This window comes from Novosphingobium chloroacetimidivorans, assembly GCF_014204535.1.
GTDB lineage: Bacteria > Pseudomonadota > Alphaproteobacteria > Sphingomonadales > Sphingomonadaceae > Novosphingobium > Novosphingobium chloroacetimidivorans.
This window is the reverse complement of sequence record NZ_JACHLR010000037.1, coordinates 1-17813: the sequence shown is the minus strand read 5'-3', so window position 1 is coordinate 17813 and position 17813 is coordinate 1. Positions and strand designations below refer to the sequence as shown.

14 protein-coding genes are annotated in these 17813 nt (G+C 63.2%); 5 read left to right on the top strand and 9 right to left on the bottom strand.

Annotated features, from left to right (window positions below; all coding sequences use genetic code 11):
- The first annotated feature begins 139 nt into the window (after positions 1-139).
- On the top strand, positions 140-934 hold the full coding sequence (locus HNO88_RS20795) for a phytanoyl-CoA dioxygenase family protein (RefSeq protein WP_184250481.1): 795 nt from the start codon (positions 140-142) through the stop codon (positions 932-934).
- A gap of 630 nt (positions 935-1564) precedes the next feature.
- On the opposite strand, the gene HNO88_RS20790 is transcribed toward HNO88_RS20795, so the two are convergent.
- Both HNO88_RS20790 and HNO88_RS20785 read right to left on the bottom strand, forming a co-directional pair.
- Positions 1565-2827, bottom strand: coding sequence for a HAMP domain-containing sensor histidine kinase (locus HNO88_RS20790; protein WP_312857148.1), 1263 nt, complete (start codon positions 2825-2827; stop codon positions 1565-1567).
- Positions 2828-2904: 77 nt separating this feature from the next.
- The gene (locus HNO88_RS20785; protein WP_184250475.1) at positions 2905-3591 is read right to left on the bottom strand and encodes a winged helix-turn-helix domain-containing protein; all 687 of its coding nucleotides are present in this window, start codon (positions 3589-3591) and stop codon (positions 2905-2907) included.
- A 175-nt stretch (positions 3592-3766) separates the two neighbouring features.
- On the opposite strand from HNO88_RS20785, the gene HNO88_RS20780 reads away from it, so the two are divergent.
- The 4 genes from HNO88_RS20780 (at position 3767) to HNO88_RS20765 (ending at position 11099) form a co-directional block, all read left to right on the top strand.
- The gene (locus HNO88_RS20780; RefSeq protein WP_312857147.1) at positions 3767-4111 is read left to right on the top strand and encodes a hypothetical protein; all 345 of its coding nucleotides are present in this window, start codon (positions 3767-3769) and stop codon (positions 4109-4111) included.
- Positions 4112-4186: 75 nt separating this feature from the next.
- Positions 4187-6814: a bifunctional lysylphosphatidylglycerol flippase/synthetase MprF gene (mprF, locus tag HNO88_RS20775; RefSeq protein ID WP_184250472.1), complete on the top strand. Its 2628-nt coding sequence runs from the start codon at positions 4187-4189 to the stop codon at positions 6812-6814.
- Positions 6811-7590 (top strand): AcvB/VirJ family lysyl-phosphatidylglycerol hydrolase, encoded by a 780-nt coding sequence (locus HNO88_RS20770; RefSeq protein ID WP_246382236.1) that lies wholly within the window; start codon positions 6811-6813, stop codon positions 7588-7590. Before mprF ends, HNO88_RS20770 begins: the two co-directional genes overlap by 4 nt.
- 140 nt (positions 7591-7730) lie before the next feature.
- On the top strand, positions 7731-11099 hold the full coding sequence (locus tag HNO88_RS20765) for a trifunctional glycoside hydrolase family 18/polysaccharide deacetylase/glycosyltransferase family 2 protein (protein WP_184250469.1): 3369 nt from the start codon (positions 7731-7733) through the stop codon (positions 11097-11099).
- A 672-nt stretch (positions 11100-11771) separates the two neighbouring features.
- Here the strand turns inward: HNO88_RS20765 and HNO88_RS20760 are convergent.
- The 7 genes from HNO88_RS20760 to HNO88_RS20730 form a co-directional block, all read right to left on the bottom strand.
- Positions 11772-12653 (bottom strand): hypothetical protein, encoded by an 882-nt coding sequence (locus HNO88_RS20760; protein WP_184250466.1) that lies wholly within the window; start codon positions 12651-12653, stop codon positions 11772-11774.
- Between the two features lie 64 nt (positions 12654-12717).
- Positions 12718-12897, bottom strand: coding sequence for a CsbD family protein (locus HNO88_RS20755; protein WP_184250490.1), 180 nt, complete (start codon positions 12895-12897; stop codon positions 12718-12720).
- A 56-nt stretch (positions 12898-12953) separates the two neighbouring features.
- On the bottom strand, positions 12954-14474 hold the full coding sequence (locus HNO88_RS20750) for a PAS domain S-box protein (protein WP_184250463.1): 1521 nt from the start codon (positions 14472-14474) through the stop codon (positions 12954-12956).
- 8 nt (positions 14475-14482) lie between these two features.
- Entirely contained in the window at positions 14483-14845 is a 363-nt protein-coding gene (locus HNO88_RS20745) for a CsbD family protein (protein ID WP_184250460.1), read from the bottom strand.
- Positions 14846-14881: 36 nt separating this feature from the next.
- A complete protein-coding gene (locus HNO88_RS20740; protein WP_184250457.1) occupies positions 14882-15202 on the bottom strand; it encodes a hypothetical protein in 321 nt (106 codons plus the stop codon).
- 413 nt (positions 15203-15615) lie between these two features.
- Positions 15616-16251, bottom strand: coding sequence for a PA2169 family four-helix-bundle protein (locus HNO88_RS20735; RefSeq protein WP_312857146.1), 636 nt, complete (start codon positions 16249-16251; stop codon positions 15616-15618).
- Positions 16252-16277: 26 nt separating this feature from the next.
- Positions 16278-17417, bottom strand: a complete 1140-nt coding sequence (locus tag HNO88_RS20730) for a GGDEF domain-containing protein (RefSeq protein WP_184250454.1) — start codon at positions 17415-17417, stop codon at positions 16278-16280.
- Positions 17418-17813: the final 396 nt, after the last annotated feature.

Here is a 17813-nt window from a genome sequence, read left to right as displayed (position 1 = left end):
CCACCCGCTACGACAAGCGAGATGATAACTTCCTCGCGTCAGTCCAACTTGCATCCATACGGATTTGGCTGCGACATAATGAGTCGGTGGCCTAGGCGGCTTCGCCGCCCGCTGATCCACGCCCATTTCGAGAGACATCATGCGAACCACATCAGATCCTGCGCTTAGCGCAGATGACATCGCCGCATTTGTGCGCGACGGCTTCATCCGTATTGATGAAGCTTTCAGCGAGGATACCGCAGCGCAGGCGCGCGCAATCTTGTGGAAAGCCACCGGGTGCGATCCCGATGATCGCTCATCATGGACCCAGCCGGCCTTACGCCTCGATCAATTCAGCCAAGCTCCGTTTCGAGAGGCGGCGAATACGCCGAGACTGCACGCGGCATTCGACCAACTCGTCGGAATTGGCCGCTGGTATCCTCGGGTCAGCCTCGGCACCTTCCCGATCCGCTTCCCCTCCGAGAATGCGGCTGGAGACGATGGCTGGCACATCGACGTCAGTTTCGGTTACGAACACCCAGACTTCATGGAGTGGCGCGCCAATGTGAGCAGCAGGGGACGAGCCTTGCTGATGCTGTTCCTGTTTTCGGATGTTGGTGCCAATGATGCGCCTACACGCATTCGGGCTGGCTCGCATGCTGACATCGCCAGGCAACTCGCCCCAGTCGGCGAAGCCGGCCTGACGCTTCGTGATCTTGCCGCAGACGGATTCGCCAGCTCGGCGCATCGGCGAGAAGAACTTGCTGTGGGCAAAGCTGGGACGGTATTTTTGTGCCATCCCTTCCTCGTGCACGCTGCGCAGCGGCATCGGGGGAAATCGCCGCGGTTCCTGGCTCAGCCACCGCTGCTACCGCGCGAGCCCATTTCACTTTTTCGGCGGGACGGAGAGTATTCCCCAGTCGAGCAGGCGATCCGAAACGCCACGTCCGTCTAGTAGGACCGCGCAGCGATCAGAAGCGCCCATCCAATGCGATAAGTGAGTTGCCCGCCGAGCGACTGCTTTTGGACGAAGCTGCCGTTCGCCAAGCGCCAGGTGAACGGCAGCAAAGTCCCACAACGCGGCGTTCCGCTTCCGGCAGCTAGCGAACAGGACAGGTCGTTCCTCGCCTAGCGTGTGAATGGCCGCTCATGCCGAGACCTGCCATTCCCATTTCCATAGAGCCGCCCGGCAGCATGGAGCGACTTCTCAACCGCAGAACGGAGACCGAGCTCTCTAAACGTGTTTTAGGAATCGTTTATCTTTAGCGGTAAAATCGCGTGTGTCGACAAACCCTGGAACTTGTATTGTTGTACATCAGAGCAAATGCGACAGGGTTTGTCACATAAATACTGCTAAAGTGACGCACCGACGCCACAAGAACGGTCGATTACGAGTTCTTCTAGTGGTCGCATAGCGTGACGGGTCTGCTATCAGTACTGCAATCGTGCTCGGCTCATTTCCGGATGCAAAACCGTTTGCCTGCTACTAAGCGGGCATTCGAGGCTAATACCAGTCCATGTCATGATCCGTCTCCATCACTTCGCTAAGATGGTTGAACCACAACACACTGACACTACTCAGTATCTATTGGTCAAGCTTTAACACGATGGCGACTTCCAACCCGGGTTGATTGTCGCGCAGTTCAACCTCGCCGTCGTGAAGGTGGGCGACGGCTTGCACCAGCGACAGACCCAGGCCAGCCCCCCAGCCGCCACGCGCTTCATCGAGCCGGGCAAACCGACGCAAAGCGCGCTCTCTTTGATGTTCGGGGATCCCACCGCCTTCGTCGGCAACGGCGATGGTGATACGCCCTTCGTGCGCGACCATCGAAAGCGTGATGGTTCCGTCGCCGTACTTGATGGCGTTGTCGACCAGATTGCCGATCGCCTGATCCATCAATTGGCGATGGATCGAGAGAGTAACCCGGTCCGAAGCGAACATCACGATGGCGCGGCCTTCGTCCTCCATCACCGGCGCATAGATCTCGATGATCGTAGCCAGCATGTCGGCAAGGTCCGTCGGCTTGAAGCTTTCCGTGCCCAGGCCGGCCTCGGCGCGGGTAATGCTTAGCGCGGTCTCGATCATCGCCAGCAACCGTTCGCTTTCGGCCAGAGCCTGGTCGACCGCAGTCTGCGCGGCCGGCTCGGTCACGATGCGCGCGGTCCGGTAAAGCGCGGACTGCATCCGGGTCAGCGGCGATTTGAGATCGTGCGCCAGGCTGTCCGTGGCGATCTGCAGTTCGGCATTAAGTGCCTCGACCCGATCCAGCGCCTGGTTCACCTCGGTTCCCAAGCGAGCAAAGGCATCCCCGGTGGCATCAGCTGGTACCCGGCGCGACAGATTGCCCTCGCGTACGAGGCCCAGCGTCGTGATGGTCGCTTGCAGGCGATTGACGATCAGGCGGGTCGAAACGAACGCAGCAAAAGCGGCGAACAAGATCGACAACCCCAACGCCACCAGCGTCGCGCGCTCAAGCAGCGCGATGAACTGGCGATCACTTTCGACCACTGTGCCGGTAACGAGCAATCCGCCGCCATTAAGCCGAGTGGCCTGCAGGAACATCGCTTCGGGCACACGGCGACCGCTGCGCAACGCCTTGACTAGAGCATAGGTCTTGGCAAGAGGCAGGTGTGAGCGTTCGGCCAAATTGCCGGCAAGCGGATTGCCAGCGGCATCGCTGACGGAGAGCACCGCGGGGTGTCCGCTCGTCGGCGCCGTACGAACGGTGATCGCGTGTGTCAGCGCTGGCAGGCCGCCTTGCATGTAGATCGTCATCAGATCGTCGCGCATCGTCTCGGCCACGGCGATTGCTTGCGCCCGACTTTGCGCGCGCAGCACCGCGCCCACGCCGAACAGCAGGATGGCGGCGGCAAGGATCTGAAACAGGAAGACGAGTGCGGAGAAGCGGAACGTCGTGGATCGCATCACGGCTCGGCGCCAATCCGATAGCCGGCACCGCGAACGGTGTGGAGCAGCGGCCTGGCCTCGCCCTCGTCGATCTTCTTGCGCAAACGGCTAAGGTGGACGTCGATGACGTTGGTGCCGGGATCGAAATGATAATCCCACACGCCCTCCAGCAGCATCGTGCGGGTCACCACCTGATCGACATGGCGCAGCAGAAACTCCAGTAGGCGGAACTCGCGCGGTTGAAGTTCGATGTTGCGAGAACCCCGCTTCACCCGGCGCGACAGCAGATCCATCTCCAGTTCGGCGCAGCGCAGCACCGTCTCCGGGCCCTCGGCGGCACTGTGCCGGCGGGTAAGCAGCCTTACGCGGGCAAGCAGCTCGGCAAAAGCGAAAGGTTTGACCAGATAGTCGTCCGAGCCGCTGGTCAGCCCCTTGATGCGGTCCTCGGTCGAGCCGAGCGCCGACAGGATGATGACCGGAGTGTTGATGCCCGCCCCGCGCAGCGCCGCCAGTACCGCCATGCCATCAAGGCCGGGCAGCGTGCGGTCAAGGACGATGCAATGGTAGCTGCCGTCCGTGGCGAGAAACAGTCCGTCGCGGCCATTCGCGGCGTGATCGACCACGAAACCTTCCTCGGTCAGGCCGGTGGCGATGAATTCGGCGGTGCTGGGATCGTCCTCGACCAGCAGGATTTTCTGGGACATCGCTAATCCTCGTCAATGCGACAGATACCCTCGCCGTTCCGCACCTTCAGGCGTAGACATACGAGAGCTTGGCCAAGCGGTATGTGAGAGTCAGATGAATTTTTGGTCATCTGTCCGCCAGCAGCAGGGCAGTCGCGCGTCTGTAAGGGGGGCAAGCTGCAGGCAGGCGCGGAAGGTGGACTCAGTGGTACAGAGCCCGAAGCACGACGATGCGCTGGATGAACGTACCTGCCGCCTCATCTGCCCGATCGCCTCGGGCATGGTGGGCGTGTGCATGACCGGCATCGGTCTGCTTCGCGTGGCTTTCGCGATGCATGGCCGGCAGACGTTCGCGGACGACCTGCTGTCCATCGATGCGCTGTTGTTCCTGATGGCTACGCTGTCCTCGTACTTCGCGCTGCGTTTCCAGTCCAATTTACGCCTGCACTGGCTGGAGCGCACCGCCGACGCGACCTTCATCATCGCCATGCTCCTGCTGACGATCGCATGTTTCGTGATTACCTATTCGCTGGGCATCTGACACTCGCAACAAGATTGCCAAAGGTTCACGCAGTGGCGACCTGGCGGCAAACCGGTGTTGGCCATCCTGAGTTCCATGAGGAACTTGTGGCAATCGATCGCGCGGCATCGCCGCATCGTCACTGGTGGTATCGTGCTGCTGGTCATCGTGCTCGGCTTCGTGGCTTTGTTCAGGCTGACCCATGAAGTCCATTACGATCAGGTACGCGCCGCAGTAGCGGCGCTCACCGCGCGGCAGGTCGTCCTCTCGCTGGGGTTCACCGCGACAAGCTATCTGGCGCTGACGTTCTACGACGTCCTCGCACTCAGGATCATCAAGCGTCCGCAGCCATGGCGTACCGCCGCGCTCGCATCGTTCAGCAGCTACACGCTCAGCCACAACCTTGGCCTCGCACTGCTGACCGGCGGGTCGGCGCGTTATTGCATCTATGCCGGTGCTGGGCTGGATGGGCCGGATGTGGCGCGCGTGATCGCGATTGCCGCGGCGATGTTTTGGGCCGGCGTATTGACGATCTGCGGGTTGGCGATGGTCGTCCACGTGGGACCGCTCCAGATGGCCAGCGTGACCCTGCCCGAAGCTGCGGCTCGCGCCATCGGCATCGTCGTGCTGCTGACAACACTGGTGGCGGTCTATGCAGCCGGACGCAGGCGCGCTCCGTTGGTGATCGGCGGCATGACGCTGCCAATGCCGAGCCGTGGCGAGTTGCTCGCCCAGATCGCGGTGGCTTGCGTGGACATGACGTGCGCGTCGGCGGCCTTGTTCGTGCTGCTGCCTGGCGCCGATCTGGCGCAGCTGCCCGCCTTTGTGCTGGCCTATGGCCTCGGGCTCGTGGCCGCCCTGATCAGCCATGTGCCTGGCGGCATCGGCGTGTTTGAAACGGTGGTTCTCGCGGTACTGCCCACCGACCGCGCGACGCTGTTCGCCGCGCTGATCGCCTATCGCATCGTCTACTACCTGCTGCCGCTTGCGCTTGGGCTGGTCATGCTGGTGTGGCACGAGAGCGTGCGAAATCGCCACGCCGGCAAGGTGATCGGCGGGGTGCAGGCCTTGGCCAGCAATCTGTCGCCGCTGGTGCTCAGCTCGGCGGCGTTCCTGGGCGGTGCCATGCTGCTGTTGTCGGGATCGCTGCCGGCGATCCACGCGCGCATGGGGGTGCTGTCCGCCATTTTGCCGCTGCCGTTCATCGAGGCGAGCCATGTCGCTGCAAGTGTCATCGGAACCGCGCTGCTGCTGCTGGCGCCTGGCCTGTACCGCCGGCTCGACGGCGCCTGCCTGGCGACACGGATCTTGCTGGTGGCGGGCGCGATATTTTCTCTGGCCAAGGGCATCGACTACGAAGAAGCAATCGTGTGCCTGGCTTTGGCGGGACTTCTGCATGTCACTCGCCGGGCTTTCTATCGCCGGACTGCGTTAATTGATCAGCCGCTGACGTCCGGCTGGCTGACCGCGATCGCCATGGCTGCGGCGCTAGCTGCGTGGGCAGGCCTTTTCGCCTACCGCCATGTTCCATACAGCGATGACTTGTGGTGGAACTTTGCGCTGCATGGCGATGCCCCGCGCTTCATGCGGGCGACGCTCGCCAGCGCGGTGGTGCTGACAGGCTTCACCATCTGGCGCCTGCTCGCGCCGATGCCGACGCCGCCACCGGACCGGATGGGTGAGGAGGAATGGCAAACGGTGCGCCGGATCATCGCCACCACGGATCGCGCCGAGACGATGCTGGCGCTGACAGGGGACAAGCGCTTTCTGCTGGCCGAAGCGGGCGACGCCTTCGTCATGTACCAGATCAAGGGAAGCAGCTGGATCGTTATGAGCGATCCGGTCGGCGCGCAAAGGTCTTGGGCTTCCCTGCTGTGGAAGCTGCGGGAACTTTCGCACCGTCAGCAAGGCCGCCTGCTGCTGTACGAAGTCTCGCCGGAGACGCTTGAGCTGGCGATCGGCATGGGCTTGCAGATCATCAAATTCGGCGAGGCAGCGGCCGTCGACCTCGACACCTTCGACCTCGAGGCGCCGGGACTGCGCAGCGTTCGCAAGTCGCAGAGAGTGGCGGCGCGCGCCGGAGCCCGATTGCGTATCGTGCCCGCTGCGGCAGTCCCGGTAATCCTGGACGAACTGCAAAGCATCTCCGACGAATGGATGGCGGCCAAGGGTCATCAGGAAAAGGGCTTCAGCTTGGGCCGGTTCGACCGCGATTACCTGTGCAACTTCGACATGGCGCTGGTCATGGTGGAGGATCGCATCGTCGCCTTCGCCAACCTGTGGCTGACGGTCAACAAGAACGAGGCCTCCGTCGATCTCATGCGCCAGCGTAGCGATGCGCCCGCGGGAAGCATGGACTTCCTGTTCGTCAACCTGCTGCTGTGGGCCAAGGAACGTGGCTACCGGCGCTTCACGCTGGGGATGGTGCCGCTGTCCGGTATCAAAGGCGGACACCTGGCGCCGACTTGGGCAAGAGCGGCCGCGCTGATCTTTCGGCATGGCGAGACATTCTATGGCTTTCGCGGGTTGCGGAGCTACAAGGAGAAGTTCGCGCCGACGTGGGAGCCGCGCTACCTCGCAGGTCCGCAGGGCATAAGCCTGATCCAGGCGCTGCACGACGTCTCGCGGCTGATCGGGCGCGCACAACCGGGGGCCACGCCACCACCCGATCCGGAAACGCCGATCGCGCCACGTCTCAACACCTGCGAGGAGCAACCCGCATGAACCGGTGGCAATCGACGCGCGCGCTCGGCCTTCGTACCAGGGGCGACATGGCCCGTCGCACCAGGCGGATCGTGGGATGGACAGCGCTGCTTCTAGGCGTGCTGATGGTAATCGCGGCGGCCGCGCCCATACTGCGCCTGTTTGGGACCTCGCCTTACCTGATCTACCGACCGCAACACCAGCGTATCCCACTGGCGGCGGTGATGCTGTCAGGCGACATCGGCTTTCGCGGTGGCATGAGCGCGCCGGTGGCGGCCGCGCTGGCAGATCGCGGCATGACGGTGGTCGGGGTGTCTTCGCCAGTGGTCTTCGCGTTCCATCACACGCAGGCCGAAGCGGTCGCGGTGGTTCAGCAGGCGATACGCTCGGCCATGAGGATCAGCGGCGCCGACAAGGTGGTACTGGTCGGCCAATCCTATGGCGGCGACATCGTGGCGACCACCGCGCCGCACCTGGGCGCCAATCTGCTCGCCCATGTGGCGGCCATCGACCTGCTGGTGCCGGGCCGCAACGTCTACTTCCGCGCGGATCCGACGGGGCTGGCGTATTACTTTACACCCGATGCGCACCCCGCCGCCGCGTTGCGAGCCCTGAAAGGCCCGCCCCTGGCCTGCATCTACGGGATTGAGGAAACCGACAGCTTGTGCCCGCTGATGGGTGGTGCCGCCCGGGTGATGGCCTTGCCGGGCAACCACCACCTCAACCACGATCACGTTGCGCTGGTGAAGGCCGCGATGAGCGCGTTGCACCAGATGGTCCCAATCATCCGGTCCTGATCTCGGCGGATGAGTTCTGGCCCGTTCGGCGTGCGAACATGACGATAATTTAAGACCGCGGTCACGGTGCCGGCGGGGAGGGCCGTGCATGCGTGAACGCCTTCCCTCTCGACACAACCAGCAGTTCCCCGGAGTTCGCCGTGACCAAGCCGATCTTCTTCGATCCCACCGGTCGCCGCAGCCGCTGGTCACGTCGCGGCCTTTCCCTCGTGCTGCTGCTCGTCGTCCTGGGCGCCATCGCCTTTGCCACCACGCTTATCGCGGTGCCTCGCCAACGCGAGCTCGATCTGCCGGTGCCGCACCTGCATGCGACCAGCTTTGCCAAGTCGAAGCTTGCGCACAAGCTGACCGCTTGGCTGCCCAAGCTGCAGGGCAAATTCGGGCAGGCGCCCCTGGCCGTCGGTTTCTATATGCCGAACAACGATGATAGCTTTCTGTCGCTCCAGCGGCACGGCAACGAGCTCGACTGGGTCGTGCCGGCCCTGGTCAACGTCTCGGGACCGCAGCATCAGGTTCGCATCGAGCAGGACAGTCGTTTCGACCGGCTGGTCACGTCCACGTCGCATCGCTTCAAGGTGCTGCCGATGGTGCAGAACTATGGCGATGATCAGTGGGATGGCGTCGGGGCCGCGGCGCTGCTGCACGATCCCGTGCAACGGCGCGCCTTTGCGCAGCAGCTGGGCCGGATGGTGGCGCAGCGGGGCGAGAAGGGTGTGGTCATGGACTTCGAGACGCTGCCCCACTCCGCCATGGCCGACTACGTCACGTTCCTGCGCGAATTGCGAGGGCAGCTGCCGGCCGCATCCCGGATTGCCGTCACCGTGTCCGCAGAAGCAGACAGCTGGCCACTGGAGGCGATCTCCGCCGCTTCTGACAAAGTCATCCTGATGGCCTACGACCAGCATTGGGAAGGCGGCGAGCCTGGGCCCATTGCGCCGCAGGACTGGTTCGTTCGCGAGGTGCAAATGGCACTCAAGCGGATCGGATCCGCCAAGATCATCGTCGCGCTGGGCAGCTATGCCTATGATTGGCATGGCAAGCAGACCGATGCCCTCTCGCTCGAGGATGCCTGGCTGGCGGCGCACGACAGCGATGCCGGGATCACGTTCGATCCGGCGAGCGGAAACGCCGGGTTCGCTTACAATGAGGGCGACCAGACGCATACGATCTGGATGCTCGACGCCGCGACCAGCTGGAACCAGCTGACTGCTTTGGGCCGGCTGGGCATCCAGCAGGTCGCGATGTGGCGGCTGGGTATCGAGGATGACGGGTTCTGGCAGGATCTGCACGCCTTCAACCAGGGCAGCCGCCCCGATATCACGGTGCCCCGTTCCGTCAGCGGCGCCGATGTCGAGGGATCGGGCGAGATCCTCCACATCACCGCGACGCCGCGCGACGGTGCGCGCCGGGTGACGTTCGATGCCAGCGGCGTGATCCGCGACGAACATTACGATGCCTTGCCCACGCCCTACGTGGTCTCGCGAGCCGGGGGCAGCAACCCCAAGCTGCTGGCGCTCACCTTTGACGATGGACCGGACCGCGAATGGACGCCTCGCATCCTCGACACGCTGGAGGCCGAGCACATCCCGGCGACATTCTTCGTGATCGGCGAGTACGCCTTGGGTAGCCCCGATCTTCTCAAACGGATCGTCGCCGACGGTGATGAACTGGGCAATCACACCTACACCCACCCCAACCTGGCGGAGGCCGGTCCGCGCGATACGCAGTTGCAGTTGAATGCCACGCAGCGCCTGGTCGAAGCCTATACCGGCCGCAGCATGACGCTGTTTCGGGCGCCTTATTTCGGCGATGCCGAGCCGACCACCCCGGACGAGCTGGGACCCGCGCTCAAGGCGCAACAGGCCGGCTACACCGTGGTCGGCCTCCACGTCGATCCCAGTGACTGGAAGCGGCCAGGAACCGATGCCATCGTCGACCAGGTGATCGATCAGGTTCATTCGAGCAATGCGGACCAGTCGATGAACGTGATCCTGCTGCACGATGGCGGCGGCAACCGGGCTGAGACGGTGGCCGCGTTGCCACGGATCATCCAGACGCTGAAGTCTGAAGGATATCAGTTCGTCACCGCGTCGCAGCTTGTCGGCATCCCTCAGAGCCGGGCGATGCCGGCGATTTCGACCGGTGATCTGGCGGCGGTGCGGATCGATGTGGCAGCATTCGTGATGATGATGACGCTTTCGATGCTGCTGGTATGGCTGTTCTACCTGGCGATCTCCCTGGGTATCGCGCGCGCGGTGATCATGGCGGGCCTCGCCTGGTTCCAGAGCCGCCGCCAGCGTGGCGAGTCGCCGACGTTCGAGCCGCAGGTCTCCGTTATCATCCCGGCTTATAACGAGGCGCGGGTGATCGCGGCCTCGGTCGCGCGGGTGCTGGCGAGCGATTATCCGGCACTGCAAGTAATCGTGGCCGATGACGGCTCGAGCGACGGCACCAGCGAGATCGTCGCCAAGGCATTCGGAGACGATCGGCGCGTGACGCTGCTGACCCTGGAGAACGCGGGCAAGGCGGCAGCGCTCAACCGCGCGCTGCAGGATGCCGCCGGCGAGGTCATCATCGCGCTCGATGCCGACACGCAGTTCGAGGCCGAGACCATCCGGCGCCTGGTTCGCTGGTTCGACGATCCGCGGATCGGCGCGGTCGCAGGCGACGCTCGCGTGGGCAACCGGGTCAATCTGGTCACGCGCTGGCAGGCGGTCGAGTACATCACCGCCCAGAATCTCGAGCGTCGGGCACTGGCCGGGTTCGATGCGATGACGGTGATCCCCGGCGCCGTGGGCGCGTGGCGCCGCGCCGCGCTCGACGCGGTTGGCGGTTATCCGGTCGATACCCTGGCCGAGGACCAGGATCTGACCATCGCCATCCAGCGCGCCGGCTGGCGCGTCACCTATGATCCGCGCGCGGTCGCTTGGACCGAGGCACCCGAGAGCTTCAAGGCATTGGCCAAGCAGCGGTTCCGGTGGGCGTTCGGCACGCTGCAGTGCCTGTGGAAGCACCGCTCGGTGATCGCGACAGGAAAACCGCAGGGTCTGAGCCGTATCGGCCTGCCCCAGGCGTGGTTGTTCCAGATCGCGTTCGCCTCGATTTCGCCACTGATCGACCTGGCGTTGATCCTGTCGATCGTCGGCACCATCCTGCGCGTACAGGCGCATGGCTGGGCGCAGACGCGGGGCGATGTGGGCCTGATGGGTGCCTACTGGATTGCCTTCGTCACCGTCGACGTGATCTGCGGATGGATCGCCTATCGGCTGGACGGCAACAGGGTCCGCTACCCATTCCATTTGTTGATCGCCCAGCGCCTCGTCTATCGCCAGATTATGTACTGGGTTGTGCTGCGCGCCATCGCGTCAGCTGTTGGCGGCTTGGTGGTGGGCTGGGGCAAGCTGGAGCGCACCGGTCGGACTACGCTGGAGCCGAAAGCGTCAGCCCTTTCTGTCAAGTCGACCTCACCGGCTGGTACGCTGAACCGGGTCGGTCCGGTGGATGCCTGATCCTCGTAAGCATTCGCAATGAGCTGCTATCAAACTTTTTCCGCGCCAGCGCTCTGTCAAACCAAATGCACGAGCTGGCAAGCTGGTAAGCGAAGGCACGAGGATACCTTGCCCCCGCAAGCGCGCCAGTCCCTCTCCCACTTGAACTCGGTAAAGTCGGCTGGTGGCGCTAATGTACGTATGGAGAGCGCGCGATAATGCGCTTTGGGCAGATAAAGTCTTTACAAAAATCCGCGTCTGTCACGCCAGAATCCACAATCACTTCATTCTTGACCGCCATTTGATTGGTGAAGGGACTTCGAAGGAGGCGCGCTCTGCGCGCCTTGGCAGCGTCCCCGTGGCGCGCGCAAATGGCCGCGAATGACGGAACCGCGCGTTCGAAAAATGGCTGCGAACGGCGGCTTTGTTCCACAACGCGGCGTTGCCGCTTCCGGCAACTAGCGACCAACTCAAGCCATTCTAGTATCCGCCTGTAAATGGCCGCTTCTTGATAGAACCAGTCATTCGCGAAGCGCTGGGCGTCAGATACCAACGCGCTGGATTAGGTTGGCGGCGCCCGAAAGCGCCACCGCCTGTGAGGTGGGGGGTCTTAGCTATACCGATGCAAGCCAACTTGGGGCGGCTTGCCGGAAGAGCATCGCCCAGCCTCGCCGCCCCGCGTCTGTCCGAGCGTTAGACCACCCGGCGACGGGTTGCCGCAGTCGCGCCAGCGCTGGAGGCTGCGGCGCCGACTAGCATGGCGAGCACCAGCACGAAGGAAGTTCCGGCCGCAGCACCGGCAGCCGCGTCCGTCGCCGACTTGGCGGTGGCGACAGTTTCGTCCTTGGTCTTGGCGAACTGCTGCTTGGCGCGCGTCACCTGAGCCTGGGCCTCATCACGGCTGACTTTGCGCTGAGCGGCAACGATGTCGACAATGCGGGCTTCGGCCTGCTGGCCGTCTGCACCACCACGGGCTAGCGCCGGCAGCTGCTTGGCAATCTCCGCCTGTGCCTGCTCAGTGGTCATCTGCGCGGGATCGCTCGGGGCGTCCGAGAGATAGCGAGCCGCTTCGCTGCGCACGTCGGCCTTGTCGATGCCCGCGATCGAGGCGGCTGCGGGGGCCGCGGCGCCAACGGAGGCACCGGCTGCGCCTGCAACGGCGGTAACGGTGCGGAATGCGCCACCGATGATGCCGCCTACAACGGACGTCAGCAAGTACAGCGTGAGCAGCAAGGTCACGCCCCAGACGACGAGACCATGGACCAAGCCGTCGAAGCGGTCATGCACCCCGGCAACGCGGGCTGCGGCGTAGCCGCCCGCACCAAGTCCGATGATCGTGGTGATCAGCCAGTAGAGGCCCGCGCCAATGCCGAAGCCGGCTGCGCCAGGAGTGGTGCCTTCGGATGGATCGACCATCGTCAGACCGATTCCGGTGCCCAGGATGCCGAGCACAATCTGGATGGCGACGGCGATGATCACGCCGGCGAAGATCGCGCCCCATGAGATACGGGTGCGTGTCTTCATGGCGCGCGGTTGATCAACCGGCACCGCGCCGGCGTTTATGAGGGTAGCCATTGTTCACTCCTGTTGAAATGCCTTGCCGTCTCGAAAGCCGACGGATCTTAGGACCTTGGTGATTTCAGGGTTTGCCGGGCGGGAAGCCGCTAGCTTCCTTGTCGGCGGCACCACGTCGACGCTCAGCATCGTCACCGATCAGCTTGCCGATCGCTTCGTGTACCGATGCCTTGGCTATGGCGACATCACGCGCGGCGGCGTCGGGCATGGCGTTCTCGGAGACGACATCGTCGCCTTTGGCCATTCGGAGCTTCCTCGCCCCAACCTTCCTGGGCGGATTGTCGCTGGTCGGCTTTCCAGTCATGCGCGTGTCTCTCGCTTGGGTTTGTCGATCGCCACGCTCTCGCCATCAAAGCCGCGCGCGCGGGCCCAAGCCACCACGGCGATCCGGCGGTGCACGCCGCTCTTGGCGTAAATGCGCGCGACGTGGTTGCGCACGGTGTTGGCGGCGACATCGAGCGTGCGCGCGATAGTTTTGTCGTCATAGCCGCGGCAGATCAGCGCCAGCACATCGCGTTCGCGCGTGGTCAGATCGTCGAGGCCCGGGCTGCTGATCTGCGGCTGCGGCGTGCGCAGACGGGCCAGCTTGTCCATGATCGAACGACTGAACCAGCTGGTGTCCTTCATCACCGCCTCGATCGCCTCGACCAGTTCAAGCTCGGTCGCCTTGCGCTGGGTAATGTCCTGAAAGGCCCAGAGCACGCAGGTGTTTTCGCCCAGGCGCACCGTCTCGGTCGCGACCAGGCAGTCGATGATCGCATCGTCCTTGGCGTGGATGCTCGCCTCGTAGCCGCGCAAGCCTTGACCGGCATCGGTCCGCGTCTCAAGCTCCTGACGCGTTTCGCCGCTTTCCCACAGGCCAATTTCGGTCAGTGGTTTGCCGATGATCTCGCTCGCTGAGTAGCCAGTCAACTGCGAGAAGCTGGCGTTTACTTCGCATAGCAGATGTCCGTCGCGCGTACCGATCGCCATGGCTACCGGCGCCATCTGGAAGGTGCGGGTGAACAGTTCCTCGCTGTGCCGTAAAGCTTCCTGCGCCTTACGCCGAGGCTCGAGATCGGCGAACGTGAACAGCATGCAGGACTGTTCTTCCATATCGATTGGTTGCCCGGCGACGATCACCAGCTTGGTGCCGCCCTCGGCCACCTCGAGCTCCGCCTCCATCTGCGGGATGGTTCGTCCTTCGGCCAGGCGCTCCTTCGCAAGGTCGCGGCGTTCGGCGCCGCGCAGCAGATCGATGTCATAGACCGTCTTGGTCAGGACCTGGTCGCGCGCCAGGCCGGCCAGCTCCAGAAAGCCCTGATTGACCTTGACGTAGCGCAAGTCTTCCAGCCGGCAGATCACCGCCGGGGCTGGGTTGGCGTTGAATGATTGCTCGAAGCGATCTTCAGCCTCGTAGCGCGCGGAGACGTCCTGGATGATAAGCACCAGGTAGGTCGGCTTGGCGTCGTCCGCATCGTTCAGAACAAGGCTGCGAACCTGGTGCACCCAACGCGGACTGTCCTCGCCCGCGACGGTAACCTCGACGACAACTTGCGAAAAGGAGTCACCGGCCACCACACGATCGATCGGATAGTCGTCCGCTTCGAGCCGGTGGTTGTTGCGATAGCGCAGTTGAAACCGCGACCGGTATTCGTCGACCGTAGCGCCCAGTTCGTGGATGGCATTCACCCCGTGCATCGCCAAGGCTGCATCGTTCGCCCAGAGCAGACTTTGATCGGGATCGATAAGGATCACGCCTTCGTCCAGACCGACGATGATCTGGCGCAGATGGCGCAGATCGGCGGTCTCTCTCAACGTCTCGAACGATGCTGTTGCCACGGTCGTGCTCAGCGACGCCCGTGAATGAGCCAAGCCAAGGCATAGCCCACCACACCTGCGGCAAGCACCCACACCGCCGGTTCTTCGCGAAGTGTGTCGACGGCCACTTTGCCGCCGTGCTGTGCCACATCCGTCGCACGATCTGCAGCCGACGTCAGACGATCCCGCGCTTCGTCGGCGAGTTCGGGTGCGCTGTCGACCACATCGCCGACGATCGACTTGGCGCGGCCATAGGCATGCTGCACGCCACCGGCAACCTGATCAACGACGCCGTCGACCTGCCAGTCCCGGATCTCACCCACATCGCCCAAGGTCTTCTCGACCTTGCCGCCGATATAGCGAGCGCCGCCTTGTAGTTCGTCCTTGTTCATGATCACTTCCTTTTTGTTTGTAGAAAACGCTGTCGATCAGGGCACGACGTTGCACGCTGCGACCGCCTTGCCGACGGCGAGCAAGACAGCGGGATCTTTGATCTCGCCCGCGACGCGCAACAGGTCAGCGGGCGTCAAAGTGCCGCGGTCGGTATCACCCTTCCGGTATGCGGCTGCTCCGCGGCCAAGCTGCTGGAGCTGCCCAATCGTGAGATCGCCTTGCAAGCGGGTGCCCACGCAATCGGCACGCGCACCATCCAGGCCGTACCGCTGAAGCCCGGTCGATATCCGGGTTGCCGGCGCAGCGCAGCCCGCTAGCAACACGGCTCCGAGCACTATGGTCGTATTGACCTTCATTGTTGACCCTTTGCCGCTTGCGTCGCGAAGTGCGTGCGCGGTGTTCGGCGGATCAACGGGGTTACGGCAGCTACGTTCCTGGTCTTTTCGCAGGATACCTTTAGTCTTAAAGTACCATAATTAAACAACTCAGTGAGCCATTTACCTTTCTCTGCGGCATAGAAGCTCAGCATTCTCATGGCTTTAAACGTTTGCCGGCCGGCTTGTTGGCAGGTCCACGCACATGCGTGTCAAGCCATCGCGATATTCACCCCGGATGCGGCGCGAGATGCTTTCGGGGTTTCACGCCGCGTCGCCTCACTCGATTGCACTGCCATTAGCCATCAATCACTCGCCCATTGGAAGGAACGGTAAACTGCGCATAGTAGGCCGCAGTGCAACGAAAGTTGCTCGATGAGGCCCGATGCGGACGATCAGGCGCCCATCGAGTGCTTCAAGGCGCTCATTTCCTTGTGACCTGCCCGAACCGACTGCCAAGCCTCTTCGGCCGCTGCTCGTGCGGTGGGCGACAGGTCGACGTCTGCAAGGGCGGTCTCAAACTTGGCCCTGAGATAGTCTTCGCCGCGCTCGATCTCGGCGACGATCGCCTTTTCATCGCGACCCGTTACGGCTTCCTTCAGGCTCTGGAAGGCGCGGTGAGCACCGCCCAGCAGCGTGCCATCGTCCTCCGGATTACCTCCCGCGGCTGCGACGGCGGGCTGAAGCTTGGTGATGGCGGACTGCCGTTCGCGGGCACGGGCGTTGAACTTGTCGGCGAGCGCCTGATTGTCGATGTCGCCGGATGACTTCTGATACCCGTCGAGGGTGTCGAGCAGAGTGGCGATCCCGTGTTGAGCACGCCGACGTCCTTGGTGTTGGAAGTCATGAGTTGTACTTTCGATTGAAAGGGAGGAGTGGCTAGAACGTCTGGTAAGCCATGCCATTCCGTCCGTTTCGAAAGTGTCGAGTTCGCATGCCACCATGCGACCGGTTTTGCTGGAGCGAACAATGCGGCCGCTGACGAGAAGATGCGCAGCTGATCGCTGCGCGCGTTCTGCTGCGAGCAGCACCTGGCACGCCGATACCGCCAGCGGGCCTAGGCCGCTATTCGATCCCGACCGGCGAGCTTTGCCGCGTACAGCTGCCGGTCTGCGCGCTCTATTGCGTCGCTGAACGACCGGTCGTGCGCCTCTACGGCAGCCAGTCCGGTGCTCACGGTGCACTCGAACGGACCGATGCCGCTGACCGCCGCCCTTACATGTTGGGCAAGCCGCTCGGCCGTGACCAACGAAGCTTGGGGCATGATGACCAGGAACTCGTCACCGCCCATGCGAACGACGTGCCCTGAACGCTGTGTCTTGCTCTCTTGTGCTGCGGCACTCAGCGCGCGTGCGAGACCGATAAGCGCTGCATCCCCTGCGGCATGGCCGAACCTGTCGTTGATCGACTTGAAATGATCCACGTCGATGTGGGCCAGCCAGGTGCCGACTTTCAGCAGCGCGTCCTCGTTGGTCTGCAGCCAGGCGCGGTTGTAGACCTTGGTCAGCCCGTCTTGCCAGGTCCGCTCGCGAAGCGCGGCAAGAGCGGCTTCGGTGGGCATCGCAAGAAGGCTCAGGTTGAGCAGCATGAGCAGGAGCTGATCCGAGAGCAGTGCCGCGACAGCCAACGTGCTTGGCGTCGCCATGTGCAACACCTCGCCGGCAATGGCGTACAAGTAGCAGGGAATGTACGCGATCATGGCAAGACCCGCGATGCGTCCACCATACCCGCGCGGCATCGCGCGATCCGATTGCCGAATGATATCGACACCGAACACGCCCATGCCCAGTGCCAGCCCGAGGGTGGCGAGCACTTGCTCACTCCCTGCAGGCAGCTCGACACCCCCCGTGCGAGCCAAATGAGGCAGCAGGAATCCAATCAGTGTCGCTGCCGGCGGTATGCCCATCCACCAGCGCCAGAGAGGTCGGCCAGCGAAGATGCGCACGCCGGTGACGACCGGTATGTTGGAGGCGGTCAGCGCGGCTAGCAGCAGGGCGCGGATCAGGACGTCGTCAGGCAGGTAGATCCATTCGAGGCCGCCGAGCGTGACGCAGTAGAGAAGTAGGCTCGCCGCCCAATGCGCGTGGTGCAGCTGATCCTTGCGGCCTCGCCACAGCGACGCGAAGATGATGACGAAGGTGACGCATGCGAGCGCGCTGCACAGGCGCAAAGTGGCAAGATCAATCGAGGTGAACATGTTGTTCAGCGGGGATACGCGCGATTGCTTAAAAAGGTTTCTACGCAGCGTGGACGACTTGCACGCAGAGCACCTGGCTATGCTTGTCAGTGCCAGGTGACCAAAACGACAGGTTATTGCCGTGGGCGGCCTCCAGCACGAGGCCGTGCACGCGTGTCAATCGATATAGAGGTGTTGTCCGGCCCGACCGCGAGCGTGCGATTCAGTTGCGGCCCCGCGTCAGGCAATTCTTAGCTCAGCGACTCAACCGCGCCGATGCCGCCGTCCGGCCGCAGCGGCGCGTGGAACACGTCCCGTGCCTTCTAGGTCACATACCCATAAACAGGATTCCCAAAGGGGCGGCGATCTGATTCATTCTCCGAGAAGGGGATTGATATGGCGCGGTTTGATTTGACG

Bases quoted from the DNA above. Each gene is read 5' to 3' on its own strand.
- HNO88_RS20730 (WP_184250454.1), bottom strand. From the start codon at position 17,417: ATGTTCACCTCGATTGATCTTGCCACTTTGCGCCTGTGCAGCGCGCTC.
- HNO88_RS20785 (WP_184250475.1), bottom strand. From the start codon at position 3,591: ATGTCCCAGAAAATCCTGCTGGTCGAGGACGATCCCAGCACCGCCGAA.
- HNO88_RS20755 (WP_184250490.1), bottom strand. From the start codon at position 12,897: ATGGCCAAAGGCGACGATGTCGTCTCCGAGAACGCCATGCCCGACGCC.
- HNO88_RS20745 (WP_184250460.1), bottom strand. From the start codon at position 14,845: ATGAACAAGGACGAACTACAAGGCGGCGCTCGCTATATCGGCGGCAAG.
- HNO88_RS20740 (WP_184250457.1), bottom strand. From the start codon at position 15,202: ATGAAGGTCAATACGACCATAGTGCTCGGAGCCGTGTTGCTAGCGGGC.
- mprF (WP_184250472.1), top strand. From the start codon at position 4,187: ATGAGGAACTTGTGGCAATCGATCGCGCGGCATCGCCGCATCGTCACT.
- HNO88_RS20795 (WP_184250481.1), top strand. From the start codon at position 140: ATGCGAACCACATCAGATCCTGCGCTTAGCGCAGATGACATCGCCGCA.
- HNO88_RS20760 (WP_184250466.1), bottom strand. From the start codon at position 12,653: ATGGCTACCCTCATAAACGCCGGCGCGGTGCCGGTTGATCAACCGCGC.
- HNO88_RS20770 (WP_246382236.1), top strand. From the start codon at position 6,811: ATGAACCGGTGGCAATCGACGCGCGCGCTCGGCCTTCGTACCAGGGGC.